The organism is Xanthomonas vasicola (genome assembly GCF_000772705.2).
Lineage (GTDB): Bacteria > Pseudomonadota > Gammaproteobacteria > Xanthomonadales > Xanthomonadaceae > Xanthomonas > Xanthomonas vasicola.
The window spans coordinates 1-18901 of sequence record NZ_JSBW02000051.1 but is presented as its reverse complement, the minus strand read 5'-3'; the positions used below and the strand labels follow the sequence as shown (position 1 = coordinate 18901).

The following is an 18901-nucleotide window of genomic DNA, read 5'->3' as shown; positions in this document are numbered from 1 at the left end:
AGCGTCATAGCGACGTCCTTAGGAGTGCCTGTGTCGACCACGCTGTTGCAATCCGATCTGCCCGGCCTGCCGTTGCGTCACCGTGGCAAGGTCCGCGATGTCTTCGATATTCCCCGCGACCGCCTGCCCGCCGATGCGCCCCCGGGCGACTATCTGTTGATGGTGGCCACCGACCGTCTGTCTGCGTTCGACGTGGTGCTGCCCGACCCGATTCCCGGCAAGGGCGAGATGCTGTGCCAGGTATCCAACTTCTGGTTCCACAAGACCGAACACCTGATGCCCAACCACCTGGTGGACATCGGCGTGGAGCAGGTGTTGCCCGAGGGCGTGGACCCGACCTTGTACGCCAAACGCGCCGTGGTCACGCGCAAGCTCAAGCCCGTGCCGGTGGAAGCCATCGCACGCGGCTATGTGATCGGCAGCGGTTGGAAGGATTATCAGCGCACCGGCAAGATCAGCGGGATCGAATTGCCCGACGGGCTGCGTCAAGCCGAGAAACTGCCCGAGCCGATCTTTACTCCCTCGACAAAAGCCGCCGCCGGCGACCATGACGAGAACATCGACTTCGATGCGATGGTCAAGACGGTCGGTGCCGAACTGGCCGAACGCGTGCGCGATGCCACCTTGCGCATCTACCGTTTCGCAGCCGATTTTGCAGCCGAACGCGGCATTTTACTGGCCGATACCAAGTTCGAATTCGGCACCGATGCCGATGGCCGGCTGTACATCATGGACGAGATGCTGACCCCGGACTCCTCGCGTTATTGGCCGGCCGACCAATACGAACCGGGCACCAGCCCGCCGAGCTACGACAAGCAGTTCGTGCGCGATTATCTGGAAACCCTGGAATGGGGCAAGACCGCGCCCGGCCCGCGCCTGCCGGCAGAGATCATCGACCGTACACGGGCAAAATATGCCGAAGCGCTGCAGCGGCTGGCAGATATCTGGGTCGATTGAGTTTCAAGGCCTCGCGTTCGGGCCTCGCGCTTTACTGAGGAAGCCACGCATCAAGGCGAAGTGGGAGCGCACGGGCTTGTTCGCTCCACCTCGGCGATCCCCTCGTTGACGAAGCGGGACGCACCCGCGAACGACCAGACGCGCGACGCCGGACAGGCGCCGCTGTGGTCTGGCTTCGACTCGGTTGCATGAGCCAGCATGCACCGGCGCGCGCTGTTGTTGACGGTCTGCCTCAGCGACAATTCGGACGCGTGGAACAGCTACGCCAGCTGAAAGACCGGATCGGACTCCACCCTGCGGCACCAGCCTGATGAGCTGGGCCATTGCCGGGCAAAGATGGACTCGAAGCCCGGCGCGTCGATGAGGTCTAGTGCAGCTTGTACGGGTCAGCCGCTATGCAGGGGGTCATTTCCGCTGCGGTCGAATCACCGTTTTAGGATCCTCGCGCGTACGGAGCAGAGAGTGACTTGCATTGCGGCGTTTCGCGTCAAAAAAAACCACGACGAGAATTGACCGTCATGTCCAGCTAAGGCACGAGGCGAGCTGCATACTTTGCTTTTATGTGATCTACCAACACGTCAATGGGCGTACTCGTGCCTGCGATGTTCGGTCGGACTCGTGTCAATATCCAGTTGAAGTAAATGTCGCTTCTATCTCGCACCCTTTTTTTTAATTCCCGCAGGAACTGGGCAGCCGCTTTGGTGCTGAATCTAAACTCCCCAAAGTTAGGTTCGAAGAAAGTGATCATGCCGTTTTGGGCGCTCCGGTACATGCTCATTTCATGCGCGCTACGCTGTTTTTTGTCATTATGGATGCGCTGGTAAAGGAGGCTGGCGTAACCGTCGACGGTCGCTATCGCCTCAGCCATTTCCGCCGAGGATGACGTGCTTTTTATCGGCATATACTCCCTAGCGATTCCGTAGAGTTCGTTCATGTGCTCACGCCCCTCTGACTCTACTGACAGTATTGGGTCTAGTGAATTTTCGCTAATTTTGCGGAACGCCTCAGATTGAATTGATTTAGGTTCGAACAAGCCCTGCGTCGAGTAACGCAGGTTAAGGCTGTCTTCGTGGTGAAGACAGTAAAGTCTCTGATAAATGAGGGCGTGGTGCAGGCTTTCAGGCGAGGCCAGCGTTTGCAGTCTCGTGCTGACTTTGGCATCGGGGACGGCACAGTGGAGATTCATCCATATGGCAGAAAGTCCGGCGCACAACCCGCCGTCCCCTATCTCATCACCATTGAACACAGTCTCTAAACTCTTCCTGTCTTGTACAAAACCGAATCGAAGACTTTTTTCGAAAACGCTTTTATCGGACGGAGCCCAGCAGGCAAAACCAATCAACTTTGCTTTCAAGCGAGTGGGTACATCGACGCAGCCAACCGAAGTCGCAACTGTCTCCGTCGGTTTACCGGCTTGCGCTTCACATGAAGGCAGATCCAGGCCGGAGCGCGAAGCAGACAACCACGAGGCACTGCGGTGTGCCCGTGCCGGCCGTCGCGGCAGCCCCGCCAGCGGGCCACACGAGGTGGCATTTCCAGACGAAGGCGCTTCGCGCCACAGTTCTGATACGGGCGGAGCCTGGGTATGCGAGGGAATAGAGGCCGCAGTCGCAACGGGAAATGCAAGCCGAGTTTTAGCCATGAGTCACTCCTGAGTCCGAGCAGGCACAGCGCATTATCAAAAGGATTTCGTTTCGTCACGGCTAATGCGCGCCACGAAAGCAGAAAAATGGGGACGCTCTTATGCGTGACCCATGCAAGAATCCAGGTCGAATAAAGAAACTCTGAACGACTCCGTCATAGGCTGTCGGTCAGTGTCTGAGACAGGCTAGTTGGCGCGCACGATGCTTAAGTACAATAACCGCAATCGTCGCCACTAACCCAGATTGCAGCTCTCCAGCCGGTCCATGCGTTGCCCAGGGCCTTCTTAGGTGTCCATGTCGCAACAGGAACCGCGCAGCACCGTAACTCGCTGCGGACGCACCGATGCCAGATGCGCTCCGTAGCGGAAATCGCGCCGGCCCGTACTTCAGCCCTCCGGCAGGATGCGCGCCGCTTCCTCACCAGCGATAGGCAGCATTCGTTTCGGATTCGTTTCTCGGCAGATGCAAGTCCATGCATCTGCGGAATGTGCCGATCACACCGATCTAACGCGAAATACGAGCCGCAGCCTAGCTGCGACTCGCAGCGGTTGCGTTTGGTCGTTGACCTGACCAAACGCATGCGATGGCAGCCGCTCAGATAACGCCCTCCTGCCACTCACTCAGTTCTTCATTCTTGACAAGATTCTGCCAGAGATCGGTCAGCTGCTTTGTCAACGCGACAAGCAACCGGCTGTCAGGCAAAGCCTCACTTGCATCGCGTGAACGTGTGGCGAGCTGCTCAAGCGCATATTGGACTGACTCAATCGAGACTGAGCGGGTTCGCATCTCGTCTCTAAGCTGCTCCAAGGCCTTGCGTAATGCGCGGGCGCCGGTGCCAAACGGCACCTGCGTGATCTCGCCCTCTTCCATTGCGCGCATCTCTTCGCCGCCGAGCGGAGAAAGCATTTCGATCATCGTTTCCACGGGCTGCCTCAATTCCCGCAGCGAGCGCAAAATCGCGGTGTCCTGCACATGGAACGCAATGGACTCCTGGAAATCCAGTCGATTGGACTGGTTCGTATTTGCACTAACCTTGGCTTTGAAGGAGTTCCAAACAACGTCACTGAAGAAACTCTGCAAGGCTTGCTGCAACACCGATACTGGCGAATTGTTGGGCTCGCCGGGTAAGGCCTTATCCTGCCCGTGGCGCAAGGGTGACACGATCAATTTGGTGGTCCCGAGCGCCGCCAAATTCGACATGAGGCTGCCGGCCATATGACGCCCTAGCAAGTCGCGCAGCGCGGTTCTAAACGCATTTCCCGTGGTGAACACTTGCTTGGCCAGTGCAATCCCTTCCCTACTGGTTTGGAGAATATAACGGGGGATATGCACTGCGTCGGACCACGTGGCAGGGGGACGTGTCTGGTCCGGGAGTGTCATGGCAAACAGATTCAAGCGTTGATGCCCACCCAATAAATCGCTCACCCTGCCTTGACCGGTGATTGGGCCGACCTTACCCGCGTGCAGCATCCCTTTGTGAAATGCGCCGGAGACCGCACCGGTCAGCGCGCTCAACAGGACCTCCACAGGCAAGGGGTAGGGTACGTGGTTGGCGAACGAGCGACGCGCGCCGCTAAACAAGCCGGTGATCGCTGGCCTGAGCATCATGGTGTCCGGCGAGGCGTCGGTCAGTGCGTCCTGACGCCAAGCTAATTCTGAACGTTTATCGAAGACCTTTGCCGTGAGTTCCTGCTTCGACGGCACGCCAGGATCGCCGGGAGTCACGAAGCGCTTAGTGCCGTTCGCCGTAATCTGCAACAGCACCGGCGCCGGGTCTGGGATCAGGATCTTCGGATCGACCTTTTTCAGTACCGGCATGTTGGCGACGCGGGCCCGCCGGTCCATCGCGGGAAGTAGCATGGTATCGCATGTGAATGACCCTAGCCCCCCGATGGCCCCGGCGAGGGCCGCCGTACTCACCGGCTCGGCAGAAGGCAGGTGAGTGTTCTGGTACGGGAGGGCAACCATGTTGCCGAACGGACCACGCATTGTGCCGATGATCAAGCCTTTCAAGCAGTCGTAAGCGAGGGGTAGCGACGCGTCATTGCCCAGGGCCTTCATATCCCCGGCAATATGGTAGGCGGAGTCTGCCCCGTACACATCGACACGTTCCTGTATTCGAGCTTCAGCCCACCGGATGTATTCCGCTTCCAACGCCATCTGCTCCGGCGAGGCATCTTCAAACGGAAAATTCTTCAAGCCGGCATGGAACTCCGCCTTCAGCTTCTGGACGCAAGCGTTATTACGATCCAGAGATTGCTGAAGCCTGGCCTCCCGCGCAGCCGCGCCGGCGGAAGATTCTCCTGGGTGCCGCTGTGGCTTGATGGATGCTTTGTCCACCGAAGCCCCCTTGAACGAGGCTCCGAGACTGGATCCCATACGCATTAGACGCTTACTGATACTCTCGCGTTTGGGCAACCCTTCGAGTGGCCCGGAGGGAGGTGTCTGCCTTGCTTGCGGCGAGGCATCGCTCAGATGCTGTGCCTCGGGGTGCGCCGGAGAGGAATTATCCTGCAGCGCCGCCTCTGGAGCGGTTTGTGCGCGCTGGAGCTGTGTTTTCATACGGTCGCTTCCTTCTTAGCGCTGCCGGCCTTCGGAGCCAGCGTATCCAATGCGATACGTGCGATGACCTGACCACGCTCAAGGGTGGCCGCCACTTCTTCTGGCGTCTGCGCGAGCAACAACGGGCAAATGCAGAGCAGGCCCATATTGGACATCGTCAGCCGCCACCCGTACTCGGTCAGCAGTTGCTCCTGCAGCGCAAGCAGTGTCACGACTTCGTCGCCCCCGATTTCGCGTGCGGCCAGCGGCAGGATGACTTCCGGAAACCCTGATACGTCACCTTCCTGAGACTGCGTATGCACACGGCACAGCATGCCCGCAGGTCCGAGAACGGTCTCGCCTTCGCGCAGCCGCTGCGCCAGCGCATCGGTAAGCCCCAGACGTATACCAATATTGGAAAAGAACGCCGCGACCTTGGAGTCACTATATTCCTGATTAAGTTTCATCACAAAAATCCTCATAAGATAAATAATGAATTTCAATCGACTTCGTTTCGCGCTAATCGCTCTTTCCGCGTCGCGAAGCGGGCGAATTTTTATTCTTATGGAAAATCGACTGGAGCTACATTGCGAATCTCGCGCGCAGTGAGCGAAGCGAATTTTAATCATGCACATATGCATGCACCACGATTCTATTCAAAAAAAATAATTTAATTACCTTTCTTTATCGTCTTGAACCGGCATTCCATGTGCTTTTTTTGCGAATAAGTATCGCGATCACCTATTGTTTATAGCGATATATAAAACTCTAGCCACCTAACCTGCGTTGATGGTGATTTCGTCGTTCCATCTTCGCCTATCGCTTGCGCGAGAGTGGGAATTGGCTAGACCTATTAAAGCGCGATTATGCGCGTATGGGTTTCGGTGGCAGCATGTTCGCCATGATCACCATGTCTTGCTATCCAGGCGATCCACATCCCGGGACGCGGCTACTAGGGAACCTCTGAACAATTGCCGGACCAGCGAGAGCGCTAGCAATCTGACCTAATCGCAACACTCGCAACTTGCGGAATCACTTACGCGTAATGCCTACAAGCTCAGGCGTCGATCAGAAGCCGATGGAGGAGTTGTTCAGAGCTTCCCTAGATGTGCTACGAAACCGACGGCATCGACGTCGCAAGGCCGGGCCGGGCCGGGCCGGGCCGGGCCGGGCCGGGCCGGGCCGGGCCGGGCAATAGTGACTGCGGAACTCGCGGCCTTCCGCCACTTTTGGTGTGGTTGGGATATCACCTCCTGATGGCAGTCGCAGGCTCCTCCCGACATGCAGTAACCGCTTTCGCTTCATCCACCGGTGTGACCGCGCGAGCAAGGTCGTCACTTGGGCGCTTCTTTGGGGCTAGTCTCGATCGTGGCCTTTTGTATCACCGAACTGACGTGAGTCGAACTAGGCGCAGCAATTGTCGACGCGTCGACAATCGTGCCCGATTGCAAGCTCTGGCCCAACGCAAGCACCACATACGTCGACGCGTCCAACACCTGCGCGGCAAGCTTGGGTCTATAGCAGGCGGCAAACACTGAGAATCGTGGTCTGGCCCGGAGGTTGCCCAAGTCAGTAAGCTGAGCAACCGCCATAAGGTCGGGATCGGTGCACTGCCCCTTCCATCTGCGGACTGGGCGCATACGAATGTTGCAGCAGATGACTCTGCAACATCTTAGCCAGACCAAATGGCTGCCGACCGGGCCGTCCTGCTACTGTCCAGTGCGGCTCGATCAGATCGAGTAATTGCGGCCGCAGAAGCGACCGCTCCATTTCGGGCCGGAAAATTTCGCGCCGGGTCTGGTTGCGCTTGCCCAGGCTTTCAGCGTTGCCGAGCGTCAGTTGCATGGATCACCTTTCACCGTGACGCGAGAGTTTCGCTTATCTGCGATGCGTTATTACATCGACGGCACTGGGATCTATGGCAATGCTGCATCGGCATCTGCTACCGCCTTCACCAGTAAGTCGCTCTCATGGGCACCACGCCTGGCTTCCGTGCGGCGGTGGACCTGAACCAACCTACCGCGACACTTGAGCAAACCAGCGCGCAGTTGCTGGCTGGTCAGTCGCAGCAGCAACAGGCCCAGCAAGAGCAGCAGAAGGTTGCGATGGGCGGTCGCTGATCTTTCAGCGATGGTCAAAAAGGCGCCGGCCAGGACATTGGTCGGCGTCTTTGTTTCCGCATGCGCCGCGGGAGCAACGACACCATCGCGCAAGCTGATCGTCGTTCAACGGCCAGCGCGCGCGGTGATGGGACACCGCAGCGCCCCCGCGCTGGCGCAACGATGCAGCGCACCCCTGCTTGGAAACCACTGCATTGCGCGCATGCTTGGCCGCAGCGGCCAATAACACCATACATTCGCTGCACCTCTGCGATGTGCGCCACAGCGGAAAGTGGCCGGGCGCACAGAACGCAACACATCCGTAATTTTTACTCCTGTGTAGCTCGTGACTGTGCAAGCGTAGCTGCCGGCACCCAAGGTGCCATCGGCGACCGGCTGTCGGGGGCCGCCGGTCTTTGCATCGCACGTTTTCTGGAGAGAGTCGTCATGCAAGTCCACGTCTTGGGCGCGGCGATCTGCTGCGCGCTATCGTCTTCTGCTGCCGCTACCGCGGCAGATTTGTCCGCAAATGCCGCTGTTTCGCGAGCGCAATCGTTGTTGGGGAACAACGCGTCGGCATTGGCCAACCGTGCATCGGCCGATACGTTCATCGCACGCGATAGCATCGTCGATGCCGACGGCACCGAACATGTGCGCTTCGATCGCACCTATCAGGGCCTGCCGGTGATCGGCGGCGATGTGGTGGTGCATTCGCGCCGTGGCGTGATGCGTGAATTGAGCCAGACCATGGACACCACGGTGCGTCCCAGCCTGGTGCCGGGTATCGATGCGGCAACCGCATTGCGTGTGGCCGGATCTCACTTCGATGTGGCGCAGGATGCCGCGCCGCATGCGAGCCTGGCGCTGTCTGCACGCCAAGGCGCACCGCGCCTGGTCTACGAAGTAATTTACAGCGGCGTCAAACCCGACCAGACACCGACCGAGATGCATTACATCGTCGATGCAGTGACCCAGCGCATCCTCGAATCCTGGGATACCGTACACACCGCGTGTAGCGGCGGCACCAGCGCCGCTGGCACAGGACGTTCGTTGTATGCGGGCAGCGTGACGGTGAACACGACGCGCTGCAGCAGCACCAGCTATGAAATGACCGATGTCAGTCGCGGCAGCGGTGCGACCTACAACATGCGCAACAGCACTTCCGGCAACGGCACGCTGGTCACCGATGCCGACAATGCCTGGGGTAGCGGCACCATCGGCGATACGGTCACCGTAGCGGTCGATGCGCAGTACGGCGTGGCGTTGACCTGGGACTATTACCGCACCACGCATTCGCGCACCGGCATCGCCAACGACGGCACCGGTGCACGGAGCCGCGTGCATTACGGTAGCCGCTATAACAATGCCTTCTGGCAGGACAGCTGTTTCTGCATGACCTTCGGCGATGGCGACGGCAGCACGTTCACGCCGCTGGTGTCGGTGGATGTGGCCGGCCACGAGATGACCCATGGCGTGACCAGTCGGACTGCACGTCTGGTGTACTCGGGAGAATCTGGCGGCTTGAATGAAGCCACCTCCGACATCATGGGCACCATGGTGGAGTACTCCGCTGCCAACAGTGCAGAGCCTGGCAATTACCTGATTGGCGAGAAGATCATCCCCAACAACAGCACCGACACGCTGGCGTTGCGTTACATGTTCAAGCCGAGCCTGGATGGCGATTCGCCGGATTGCTACAGCAGCAGCCTGGGCTCGCTCAATGTGCACTACAGCTCGGGCGTGGCCAATCACTTCTACTATCTGCTGGCCGAAGGCGCAGTGGTGCCGAGCGGATTCGGTGCGGGCACCAGCTACGACCTGACCCCGGCCGGGCTGGTCTGCAGCGGCTCGACAGCGCTGACCGCGATCGGCCGCGCTGCCGCCAGCCGTATCTGGTATCGCGCGCTGACGGTGTACATGACCTCGTCCACCAACTACGCGGCCGCCCGCCGTGCCACGTTGAGCGCCGCCACCGATCTGTACGGCAGCACGTCCACGCAATACCGCGCGGTCGCTGCGGCGTGGAGCGCGGTCTCGGTCAACTGATGTAGCGTCCCTCGTCACGCCACGAGTGTGTGGCGAGGGGCATACCTGCGCAGCGCCATCCGCACGCGTATGCTTGGGTCATCCCTGGGAGGGAACATGACCGAACGCACCACGACCGCGCGACCGATCGAGCGCTATTTCGCCAGCTATTCCGACGATCATCAAAACGCGACCAACCAGCAGATCCACGTGCTGGCGGTGCCTGCAATCCTGTGGTCGGTGGTGGCGCTGCTGTGGTGCATTCCGGTCGGCGGGACCTGGTTCAGTAGCGGCATTTGGGCCGCGCTGTCGATGTTTGCGGCGTGGTCGTACTACAACCGGCTGTCGCGCCCGTTGGGTCTGGGCATGCTGGGGATTTTCTTCTTTTTCGGTTGCCTGTGCCGGCTGATCGAAGGCCGCATCGGGCTCAGTGGCCTGTTCACGACCGCACTGACGGTGTTCGTGCTGGCGTGGATCGCCCAATTCGTTGGCCACAAGATCGAAGGCCGCAAACCGAGCTTTTTGACAGATCTGACCTATCTGCTGATCGGGCCGATCTGGGTGTTGGCCAAGGCGTATCGCCAGCTGGGTTGGCGATACTAAGAGCAGCTAACAAAACGACTGCGGAGCTGTCAGGCGGGCGCGGCCGGTGCTCGGAATCGGCATGTACCACTCACACTGAGGTTCTGATTGCGCCGTCCATGCCCACCTGACGACCGCTCGCTACGTTTTGTTAGCGCTCTAAGCGCCGCTGACAGACCAGTCAGGCATCACTCGCCGATTCCGAGCTCTTCAGGCAAAGGGCGGAATGCACGCGGTGCATCCCCGAAATCGCGGCGTGCAGGTTCCAGACCCAACACCAAGTCGTCGCGCATGCGCTCTAGCGCGGCGGCATTCAGACCACGCAGCCGGCCCAGGCGTTGCGCTGCGGTGAGTGCAAGACCAAACAGGCTCGGCGGCACCTGAGACAGGCGCGCGGGCCGTGGCAGCGCCTCCAGCACGCGCTCCACCATCTGCGTGTACGCCAGCATTTTACCGCCGCCCACTGCATCACTGCGTTGCTGGGTCGCCGCCTGCCCGACCACTGCCAAGGCGGCGCTGCCAGATCGTCCACGTGTACCGGCTGACGCAGCCCAGTGGCGTTGGCCGGCAGCACGAACGCGCCGGTGCGCTGCGCCAACCCCGCAATCTGAGTCAGCGTCCTGTCGCGCCCGGCACCGTAGACCAGGGTCGGACGCAGCACCGTGGCGCTGGCGCAAGGCGCGAGGGCGGCGGAAAACAGCGCTTGTTCGGCATTGGACAGACGCTGGGCCACATCGCGCTCGGCTGCATCGATGGAGTGTTCCTTGACCTCTACGCTGGTGGAACCGAACGCCACACTACGCGGCGCGACCACCGGATTTTCGGCATACCAGCGGGCGGAATGGTCCAACGGACCGAAGCTGAAGATCACCTCGAAGGCCTCACCGGTGGCTGCCGGCGCCCGCCAGACTGGGCCGGAGCGGGCTGCCCGCTGCCGCCGAAGACCAGGGCGCGTGGCGCAGATGCAGCAGCGGACGGAGCGGGATCGGCGGCAGTCACAAGGCAACTATCGGTGCATGGATACGCAGCATGCCGAGTGCAGCGCGGCGATGTGCAGCCAATCCGGCGTCGCTTCGGGCTGCGCGCCGTGACGGCGTTGACGCGGGCGTCAGTCAACGGTTTGTTAAGCTCTTTGGCCTGCTCGCGAATCTCGTGTTCCCTGCATGCCTTTCTCGTTGGAAATTCTGCTGGCGCTGCCATTCGTCATGGCCGCTGCCGCGGCGCTGCTCTGGCGCGCCCCTCGTTCGATCACTGCGTGGTTGGCTGCGGCCGCGCCGTTGGGCGGGCTACTGGTGCTGGCGCTCTTGACGCCAGCGGTACTGCGCGGCGAGGTGATTCGCAGCGAACATGCGTGGCTGCCGCAGATTGGTTTGATGCTTTCCCTGCGGCTCGACGGCCTGGCGTGGATGTTTTCACTGCTGGTGCTGGGTATCGGCGCACTCGTTGTGCTGTATGCGCATTACTACCTAAGCGCACGCGATAGCGCATCGCGCTTTTATGCTTATCTGCTGCTGTTTATGGGCGCGATGCTCGGCATGGTACTGTCGGGCAATCTGCTCCTGCTGATGGTGTTCTGGGAACTCACCAGTATCAGCTCGTTCCTGTTGATCGGATTCTGGTCACACCGCAAGGACGCGCGCGAAGGCGCGCGCATGGCCTTCGTGCTGACCGCCGGCGGTGGCCTGGCGTTGTTGGGCGGCGTGTTGATGATCGGCCGCATCGTCGGCAGTTTTCAGCTGGATGCCGTATTGGCGGCTGGCAATGTGATTCGCGCCAGCCCGCTGTATCCATATGCGTTGATGCTGGTGCTGCTGGGCATTTTTACCAAGAGCGCGCAGTTCCCGTTTCACTTCTGGTTGCCGCATGCAATGGCGGCGCCCACGCCGGTGTCGGCGTATCTGCATTCGGCGACGATGGTGAAAGCCGGCGTATTTTTGCTGGCGCGCCTGCATCCGGCGCTGGCGGGTACCGATCTGTTTTTCTACACGGTCACCAGCATCGGTGCGATCACGGTCTTGCTAGGCGCGTGGCACGCCATCTTTCAGCACGACCTCAAAGGCGTGTTGGCCTATTCGACCATTTCGCATCTTGGTTTGATCACGATGCTATTCGGTCTGTCCACGCCGATGGCGGTGGTGGCCGGTGTGTTTCACCTCATCAACCACGCGGTGTTCAAGGCATCGCTGTTCATGGCTGCCGGCATCATCGACCACGAGACCGGCACGCGCGACATGCGCAAGCTGGGCAATCTGCGCCATTTGATGCCGGTGACCAGCGCGCTGGCGATCACTGCGTCGCTGGCGATGGCGGGCATTCCGCTGCTCAACGGCTTCTTGTCGAAAGAAATGTTCTTTGCAGTTGCGCTGGACACCGAAGCACCGCAGCTGATGCGCATCCTGGCCAGCACGGCTGCGCTGCTGGCCGGTCTGCTGGGCGTGGCGTACAGCCTGCGCTTTGTGCACGACACCTTCTTCGGCGACGGCCCACGCGATCTGGATACCACACCGCACGAGCCGCCGCGCTGGATGCGGATTCCGGTAGATGTGTTGGTGCTCACCTGCGTGGCGGTGGGCATCGTGCCCGCGTGGACAGTAGCGCCGGTGTTGCGCGCGGGCGCCACCGCGATCCTTGGCGATCGCCTGCCCGACTACAGCTTGGCGCTGTGGCATGGCTTCAATTGGCCGCTGGCAATGAGCATCGCCGGCATCGTCGGCGGTGCGTTGCTGTACATGTCACTGCGACGCACGCTGGATTTGTACGCCATCCAGAACCGTTCCCCGGGCAAGGCGCTGTTCCAATGGAATTTGCGTGCCTTGTTCACCGCCACCACACGCATGACCGATGCGGTCACCAACGGCAACTTGCAGCGCATGTTGATGCTGCTGGTGCTGAGCGCAGTAGTGGTGGCGCTGGTGCCGTTCCTGCAAGGCGGCACATTGCCTGAGTGGCCTGCACCCACGCCGATGCCTGCGCTGGGTTGGATGGTGTGGCTGTTGATGATGGCGTGCGCCCTGGGCAGCCTGTTCCTGTACAAGCAGCGCCTGCTGGCCGTGCTGGTACTGGGCGGCACCGGGCTGGCGGTCAGCCTGACGTTCGTCTTCTTGTCGGCGCCGGATCTGGCACTGACGCAGTTGCTGGTGGAAATGGTCACGCTGGTACTGATGCTGCTGGCGATGAATTATCTGCCCGAGCGCTCGTTGCCCGAACACGCGCGGCTGCGCAAGATCCGCGATGCCGCAATTGCCGTTTTCGGCGGTGCGGGTCTGGCAGCGTTGGCGTATACCTTGATGACCCAGCCCAGCCACTCCGTCGCCGGCGAACTGCTGCAGCGCGCGTTGCCGGAAGCGTACGGGCGCAATGTGGTCAACGTGATCCTGGTGGATTTCCGCAGCTTCGACACCTTTGGCGAGATCACCGTGTTTGCGATTGCCGGGCTGGTGGTGCATGCCTTGCTGCGCCGCTCGCGCATGGCGCCGGAGCGCACCATGCCAGGGCCACCGATCAAGTTGCCGGTGCCGGCCGATCTGGCGCAGATCATGTTCCCGCTGACGCTGACGGTGTCGCTGTTTCTGTTCCTGCGCGGGCACAACGCGCCGGGTGGCGGTTTTATCGCCGGGCTGGTGCTGGCGGTGCCGTTGCTGATGCAGTACGTGATTCAGGGCACCGCCTCGGTGGAGTCACGCTTTGGTTTCGACTACATCCGCCTGACCGGTATCGGCTTGTTGTGCGCACTGGTCAGCGGTGCAGGCTCGTTGGTCTTTGGGCTGCCGTTCCTGAGTAGCGGACATCTGGAAATTTCGCTACCGCTGCTGGGCGAGTTGGAATTGGCCAGTGCGCTGGGCTTCGATATCGGCGTGTATCTGGTGGTGTTCGGTGCGGCGATGTTGACGCTGTCGATGATGGGCACGATCAAACCCTCACGCACGCGCAGTTCGCAGCGCGGCGAGATCGACCCCACCCAACGTTCGACACGCACCGCGGAGCAACATTGATGGAATTGGCAGTGGCAAGCGCGATCGGCGTCCTCACCGCATTGGCGATCTACCTGCTGCTGCGTGCGCGCAGCTTCGATGTGATCCTGGGCATGACCTTCCTGTCGTACGCGACCAACCTGCTGATCTTTGCCGGCGGACGCTTACGCAGCGGCCAAGCACCTGTGTTACGCGAGGGCGTGCCAGCCGAACTGATGCACCACACCGACCCGCTCCCGCAGGCATTGGTCCTCACCGCCATCGTGATTGCGTTTGCGATGACGGCGGTGAGCCTGGTGCTGGCGATCCGCAGCCGTAGCGACAACCACAGCGATCACGTGGATGCGCATGAAGACGCCACCACCGGCGTGGATACGCGCGAGGCACGGCGATGAACCATCTGCTGATCTTGCCGATCCTGATCCCAATGCTGGGCGCATCGGCGTCGTTGTTCGTCGAACATCGCCGCTATGGGCCGCGCGTGCAGCGCAGCGTGGCGTGGGTCAGCATGACCTTGCTGGCCGCGGCGGTCATCGCCGTGTTCGCACGCGCGGCCGACGGCGAAATCCTGGTGTATCTGCTCGGCGACTGGCCGGCGCGCATCGGTATCGTGCTAATGGGCGACCGCTTGTCGGCATGGATGCTGTTGACGACCTTGATCCTGGGCTCGGCGTGTCTCTTGCACGCGTGCGCAGGCTGGGATCGGCGCGCACCGCATTTCCATGCGTTGTTTCAGTTCCAGTTGATGGGCTTGAACGGCGCATTTTTGACCGGCGATATCTTCAACCTGTTCGTGTTCTTCGAGGTGATGCTGATCGCCTCCTACGGTCTGCTGCTAAGCGGCGGGCGTGGATTGCAGATGCGGGCGGGGCTGCATTACGTGGTGTTCAACGTGTGCGCGTCGACGTTATTCCTGATTGCATTGGGCTTGCTGTTCGGTGTGCTCGGCACGCTCAACATGGCCGAGCTCTCGCAGCGCATCGCCGATCTGCCGGCGCAGGATGTGCCGCTGGCCAAAGCCACACTGGGCTTGTTGCTGCTGGTGTTCTGCAGCAAGGCCGCATTGCTGCCACTGTATCTGTGGCTGCCGGAAACCTATTCGCGCGCGCCGGCAGCGGTGGCTGCGTTGTTCGCCATCATGACCAAGGTGGGGCTGTATGCAACGCTGCGGGTGTCGTCGTTGTGGTTTGGCGCCGGTGCCGGCGCGATGCACGGCTTCGGGCGCCATGCGCTGTTGTGGCTGGGGATTGCGACACTGCTGATGGCTGCGTTCGGGGTGACGGCTGCATCGCGGCTGCGGGTGATGGTGTCGTACCTGGTGATGTTCTCGGCGGCGACGTTGTTCATCGCGTTTTCGCTGGACGATGCAGGCGCACTGGGCGCGGGGCTGTATTACCTGCCGCACAGCAGCTTTGTGGCGGCCGCGTTGTTCATGGTCTCTGACCTGATCCGCCGCCGTCGCGGCAGTGCCAGCGACCGCAAGGAAGTGGTGGCGCCGCTACCGGGGCGGGCCATTCCGGGCACGATGTTCATGATTGCCGCAGTGGCGGTGGCCGGGTTGCCGCCGCTGTCCGGATTTCTGGCCAAGGCGGCGTTGCTGCAGCACGTGCCCGAGGGCTTGGTTGGTCCAGTGTGGGGCGCGGTGCTCGGTAGCAGCCTGCTGGTGGTGATCGGGCTCACGCGCGCGGGTGTGCGTTTGTTCTGGCGCGTGCCAGCCGCCGCGCAAGACGCGCCGGAACTGCAGCCGCAACGGCGTAGTCGCATGCGCCCGGTGGAGACCGCCGCCACGGTCGTGTTGCTCAGCGGGCTGGTGGCGATGACCGTGGCCGCCGGCCCCTTGATGCATTACACCAACGCCGCCGCTGCGCAGCTGCGCGAACCGGACGCGTATGTGGACCAGGTGCGTGCCACCACACCGCAACGGAGGCAGCCATGACCACGCGTGTGCCATTGCGTCGCCGCCTGTTTCCGTCGCCGCCTTTGAGCGTGACGGTCTTCGTGTTCTGGCTGCTGCTCAGCGACAGCTTCGGCCCGCAGCAATGGGGACTGGGCATGCTGCTGGGCGTGGTCGTGCCGATCTTTGCGGCGCGGCTGGACCGCGAGTTCGCTCAGATCGGTTCGCTGCGCTCGGTGCCGCGCATGCTGCTGGTGGCCGCGGGCGACATCGTGCGCTCCAACATCAAGGTCGCTGCGCAGGTGCTCGGGCCAGAATCGCGTATCCATCCCGGTTTCATCTGGGTGCCGCTGGATATCGCCAACATCCACGGCATTGCCGCGTTGACCAGCATGATCACGCTGACGCCCGGCACCGTCTCGGCGGCGCTGTCGGATGACCGTAAATATCTGCTGGTGCACGTGCTGCATCTGGACGATCCGGAGGCGTTGATTGCCGAGATCAAGAGCCGCTACGAGAAGCCCCTGATGGAGATCTTTCCATGACCGGCCACATGTTCATCGAATCGACCATCGTGATCTGCATGCATGCGGTGGGCCTGGCTATCCTGATGGCGTTATGGCGTCTGCTGCGCGGGCCGACCGTGCCAGACCGCATCCTGGCGCTGGATACGCTCTCGGTCACCGCCATCGCCGAATTGATGCTGCTGGGCATGTACCTGGATTCGCCGATCTATTTCGAGGCGGCCCTGGTCATTGCGATGCTCGGCTTCGGCAGCACGGTGGTGCTGAGCAAGTATGTGTTGCGGCGGAGCATCGTCGAATGATCGCCCTCACCGAATACGTGCTCAGCGCCTTGCTACTGGCGGGCACGTTTTTCATCCTGATCGGCGCATTCGGGCTGGTAAAACTGTCGGATTTTTTCAAGCGCCTGCATGCACCGACCAAGGCCAGCACGCTGGGCGTGGGCTGCGTGCTGCTGGCCTCGGTGGGCTATCACCTGTTTCTCGGCGTGGACCCGCAGCCGCGCGAATTGCTGATTACCGTATTTCTATTCATCACTGCACCGATCAGCGCGCACCTCATGGCAAAGGCAGCACTGTCGCTGATGATGGAAAACCGCCCGGAACCACCGAATCATAGCGACGCGCAGCAGCAAAAAGTGCCACCGCGCTAGGGCGGCGCGATTAGCTCCGACGCTCAGCCATGGATATTGCTGGTGGCTCTCTCAGAAGCAACTCCGAGCAGGGGTTGCACTGCATCATGGCCGTGCCAAACGTCCTCATGTCCTTTGCGCGATAGCATGCGCACTGCCGCAAGCGAGCAAGACAATGGGCTCCATGAGTACAAATAACGCGACACTCGACAGTACTGCAACTGCGCAATATTGGGCTTTTCCGGCGTTTCCGATGGCGCTTAGCAGGCTGCTGAAATACTAATTCCTGATTAGCCCCGACCTTCAGCCAGCAGCCGCAAGATCTGCGATGGCATGATCAGATACTGTCGTCACCTGAAGCCAGTGAGGTGGCGCGATGAGCATCAATGCGGTGCAATTCCAGGCGGGAGTGTCGATGCCGGAGTTCTTTGCGTCCCACGCCACCGAGGCCAAGTGCTACCGCGCTCTGCACAGATGGCGGTTGCCACAGGGATTTCGCTGCCCCTGCTACGCTGGACGAGCGCGCTCGCGCTTCAAGCGCGGTGGCGTCATCTATTACCGTGCAGCGCCTGCCGGCACCAGACCAGCTTGATCGCCGGCACGATGTTCCAAGGCACCAAGCTGACACTGCGCACCTGGATGCTGGCCTTGCATCTGTTGACCTCGACCAAGACCAACATGGCCGCGTTGGAACTGATGCGTCACCTGGGCGTCAACTACAAAACCGCCCGGCGGATGAAGCACAAGATCATGCAGGTGATGACGGAGCGCGAAGACACGCGTCGACTGTCTGGATTCGTGCAGACTGACGATGCCTACCTAGGCGGTGAGCGCAATGGTGGCAAGGCTGGTCGCGGATCGGAAAACAAGCAACTGTTCCTGATTGCAGTGCAGACCGACGAGACCTTCACCGCGCCGGGTTGTGTGGTCATCGAACCAGTGCGCAGCTTCGACACTATCTCGCTTACTGACTGGACCGCACGTCGCCTGGCGCCCGGGTGCGAGGTCGATACCGACGGATTGGCCTGTTTCCGCCGCCTGGAAGAGGCGGGACATGCGCATACCACACTGGACACCGGTGGCGGACGGGCTGCGACCGAAGCCGCCGGTGCCCTTTGGGTCAACGTGGTGCTGGGCAACCTCAAACGTGCCATCAGCGGCGTCTATCACGCCATTGCCCAAGGAAAATATGCAAATCGTTAGCTGGCCGAAGCCACCTACCGCTTCAATCGCCGTTTCCGCTTGCGCGAGATGCTGCCGCGACTCGCTACGGCGATGATGCGTTGCAAGCCCTGCCCGGATCCGGCTCTGCGCATGGCAAGCCATTTCCATGGCTGAGAGTCAGGGCTAATCAGGTACTAATTTCGGCCTGCCGACATGCATAGATGCGTAGCTTCTCCGCCAATTCTGAGCCTCCGACAGACACCGGCAGCCTCAGATTTCACGCAGGAGTTCTGTGTTGGCCCTTCCTCGAATAGCCGCAAAGGTCCATCCAGAGTATTTCAGCAGCCTGCTAGCGTCTGTTCGCCAGGAGACGCGTAACTGCGCCAACGAACAAAAGTCCCGGCTTGCAAGTCGTTATCCTCCACCATGTTACACCTAGTGGCATGCGATTCACAATCGATCCGCAGGCCTTTCCAACTTAAAGAAAAATATCTTGAGAAGTCCAATGAATCGAGAAATTCCGTGTGGAAAAGTTCGGACCATCGTGCCGACAGCATTGCTCCTGCTGGCACTGGTAAGTTCCTCGGCCCAGGCCGAGCCCGTGATTTCAACTAAATTCATAAGCGTTGTCGAAAGCGCCGGTGCGGTGTTGGTGGTAGGTAACGGCTTAAAGACGTGCGTGCCATTGGGCTATAATAGAAGTGTGCCTGGCCCGAATTTGAGGCTCAATACAGACAATAACTAGTTGTCCCTGAAAAATCCCCTTCAAGCGCCCCGTGCCGTCTGTGACAGCGGCACGTGGCTAAAGGATGGCCATTCCATCGCCCGCATCCAGGCACGCAAAAACGCGATCCAGCGCAGCAGCCAGCG

Annotated in this window: 13 protein-coding genes, 1 other RNA gene and 3 pseudogenes; 12 read left to right on the top strand and 5 right to left on the bottom strand. The window is 60.8% G+C overall.

The window, feature by feature from the left end; genetic code table 11:
* The first annotated feature begins 30 nt into the window (after positions 1 to 30).
* Positions 31 to 957 (top strand): phosphoribosylaminoimidazolesuccinocarboxamide synthase, encoded by a 927-nt coding sequence (locus NX05_RS14255; protein WP_039434056.1) that lies wholly within the window; start codon positions 31 to 33, stop codon positions 955 to 957.
* A gap of 526 nt (positions 958 to 1483) precedes the next feature.
* On the opposite strand, the gene NX05_RS24970 is transcribed toward NX05_RS14255, so the two are convergent.
* From NX05_RS24970 to NX05_RS24965, 4 genes and pseudogenes are all read right to left on the bottom strand, one after another.
* Positions 1484 to 2599, bottom strand: a complete 1116-nt coding sequence (locus tag NX05_RS24970; protein WP_230597701.1) for a YopT-type cysteine protease domain-containing protein — start codon at positions 2597 to 2599, stop codon at positions 1484 to 1486.
* A gap of 595 nt (positions 2600 to 3194) precedes the next feature.
* Complete coding sequence (gene xopF1, locus NX05_RS14245) at positions 3195 to 5162, bottom strand: type III secretion system effector XopF1 (protein ID WP_249027762.1); 1968 nt, start codon at positions 5160 to 5162, stop codon at positions 3195 to 3197.
* A complete protein-coding gene (hap3, locus tag NX05_RS14240) occupies positions 5159 to 5608 on the bottom strand; it encodes an Hpa3 family type III secretion system protein (RefSeq protein ID WP_039434213.1) in 450 nt (149 codons plus the stop codon). Before hap3 ends, xopF1 begins: the two co-directional genes overlap by 4 nt.
* 930 nt (positions 5609 to 6538) lie before the next feature.
* Positions 6539 to 6986 (bottom strand): annotated as a pseudogene (locus NX05_RS24965) (transposase); the annotation flags it as partial.
* Positions 6987 to 7111: 125 nt separating this feature from the next.
* Between NX05_RS24965 and NX05_RS23815 the strand changes: the two are divergent.
* From NX05_RS23815 to NX05_RS22730, 4 genes are all read left to right on the top strand, one after another.
* Complete coding sequence (locus NX05_RS23815; RefSeq protein WP_155282151.1) at positions 7112 to 7261, top strand: hypothetical protein; 150 nt, start codon at positions 7112 to 7114, stop codon at positions 7259 to 7261.
* Between the two features lie 426 nt (positions 7262 to 7687).
* The gene (locus NX05_RS14225; protein WP_039434211.1) at positions 7688 to 9286 is read left to right on the top strand and encodes a M4 family metallopeptidase; all 1599 of its coding nucleotides are present in this window, start codon (positions 7688 to 7690) and stop codon (positions 9284 to 9286) included.
* 96 nt (positions 9287 to 9382) lie between these two features.
* Positions 9383 to 9868, top strand: a complete 486-nt coding sequence (locus NX05_RS14220; protein ID WP_010368031.1) for an Mpo1 family 2-hydroxy fatty acid dioxygenase — start codon at positions 9383 to 9385, stop codon at positions 9866 to 9868.
* Between the two features lie 61 nt (positions 9869 to 9929).
* Positions 9930 to 10004: non-coding RNA, sX9 sRNA (locus tag NX05_RS22730), on the top strand.
* Between the two features lie 31 nt (positions 10005 to 10035).
* Here the strand turns inward: NX05_RS22730 and NX05_RS25260 are convergent.
* A pseudogene (locus tag NX05_RS25260) lies at positions 10036 to 10846 on the bottom strand (NAD-dependent epimerase/dehydratase family protein).
* Positions 10847 to 11010: 164 nt separating this feature from the next.
* Between NX05_RS25260 and NX05_RS14210 the strand changes: the two are divergent.
* The 7 genes and pseudogenes from NX05_RS14210 (at position 11011) to NX05_RS14180 (ending at position 18205) form a co-directional block, all read left to right on the top strand.
* Positions 11011 to 13839 carry a monovalent cation/H+ antiporter subunit A gene (locus tag NX05_RS14210; protein WP_039434039.1) on the top strand — a complete coding sequence of 943 codons (2829 nt, stop codon included), beginning with the start codon at positions 11011 to 11013 and terminating at the stop codon, positions 13837 to 13839.
* On the top strand, positions 13839 to 14213 hold the full coding sequence (locus NX05_RS14205) for a Na+/H+ antiporter subunit C (RefSeq protein ID WP_010368025.1): 375 nt from the start codon (positions 13839 to 13841) through the stop codon (positions 14211 to 14213). Before NX05_RS14210 ends, NX05_RS14205 begins: the two co-directional genes overlap by 1 nt.
* Positions 14210 to 15754, top strand: a complete 1545-nt coding sequence (locus tag NX05_RS14200) for a monovalent cation/H+ antiporter subunit D (protein WP_039434035.1) — start codon at positions 14210 to 14212, stop codon at positions 15752 to 15754. Before NX05_RS14205 ends, NX05_RS14200 begins: the two co-directional genes overlap by 4 nt.
* The gene (locus tag NX05_RS14195; RefSeq protein ID WP_010368021.1) at positions 15751 to 16257 is read left to right on the top strand and encodes a Na+/H+ antiporter subunit E; all 507 of its coding nucleotides are present in this window, start codon (positions 15751 to 15753) and stop codon (positions 16255 to 16257) included. Before NX05_RS14200 ends, NX05_RS14195 begins: the two co-directional genes overlap by 4 nt.
* A complete protein-coding gene (locus NX05_RS14190; protein WP_003486364.1) occupies positions 16254 to 16538 on the top strand; it encodes a K+/H+ antiporter subunit F in 285 nt (94 codons plus the stop codon). The genes NX05_RS14195 and NX05_RS14190 overlap by 4 nt, the downstream gene beginning before the upstream one ends.
* Positions 16535 to 16888 carry a Na+/H+ antiporter subunit G gene (locus NX05_RS14185; protein ID WP_010368016.1) on the top strand — a complete coding sequence of 118 codons (354 nt, stop codon included), beginning with the start codon at positions 16535 to 16537 and terminating at the stop codon, positions 16886 to 16888. Before NX05_RS14190 ends, NX05_RS14185 begins: the two co-directional genes overlap by 4 nt.
* A 355-nt stretch (positions 16889 to 17243) precedes the next feature.
* Positions 17244 to 18205 (top strand): annotated as a pseudogene (locus NX05_RS14180) (IS1595 family transposase).
* Positions 18206 to 18901: the final 696 nt, after the last annotated feature.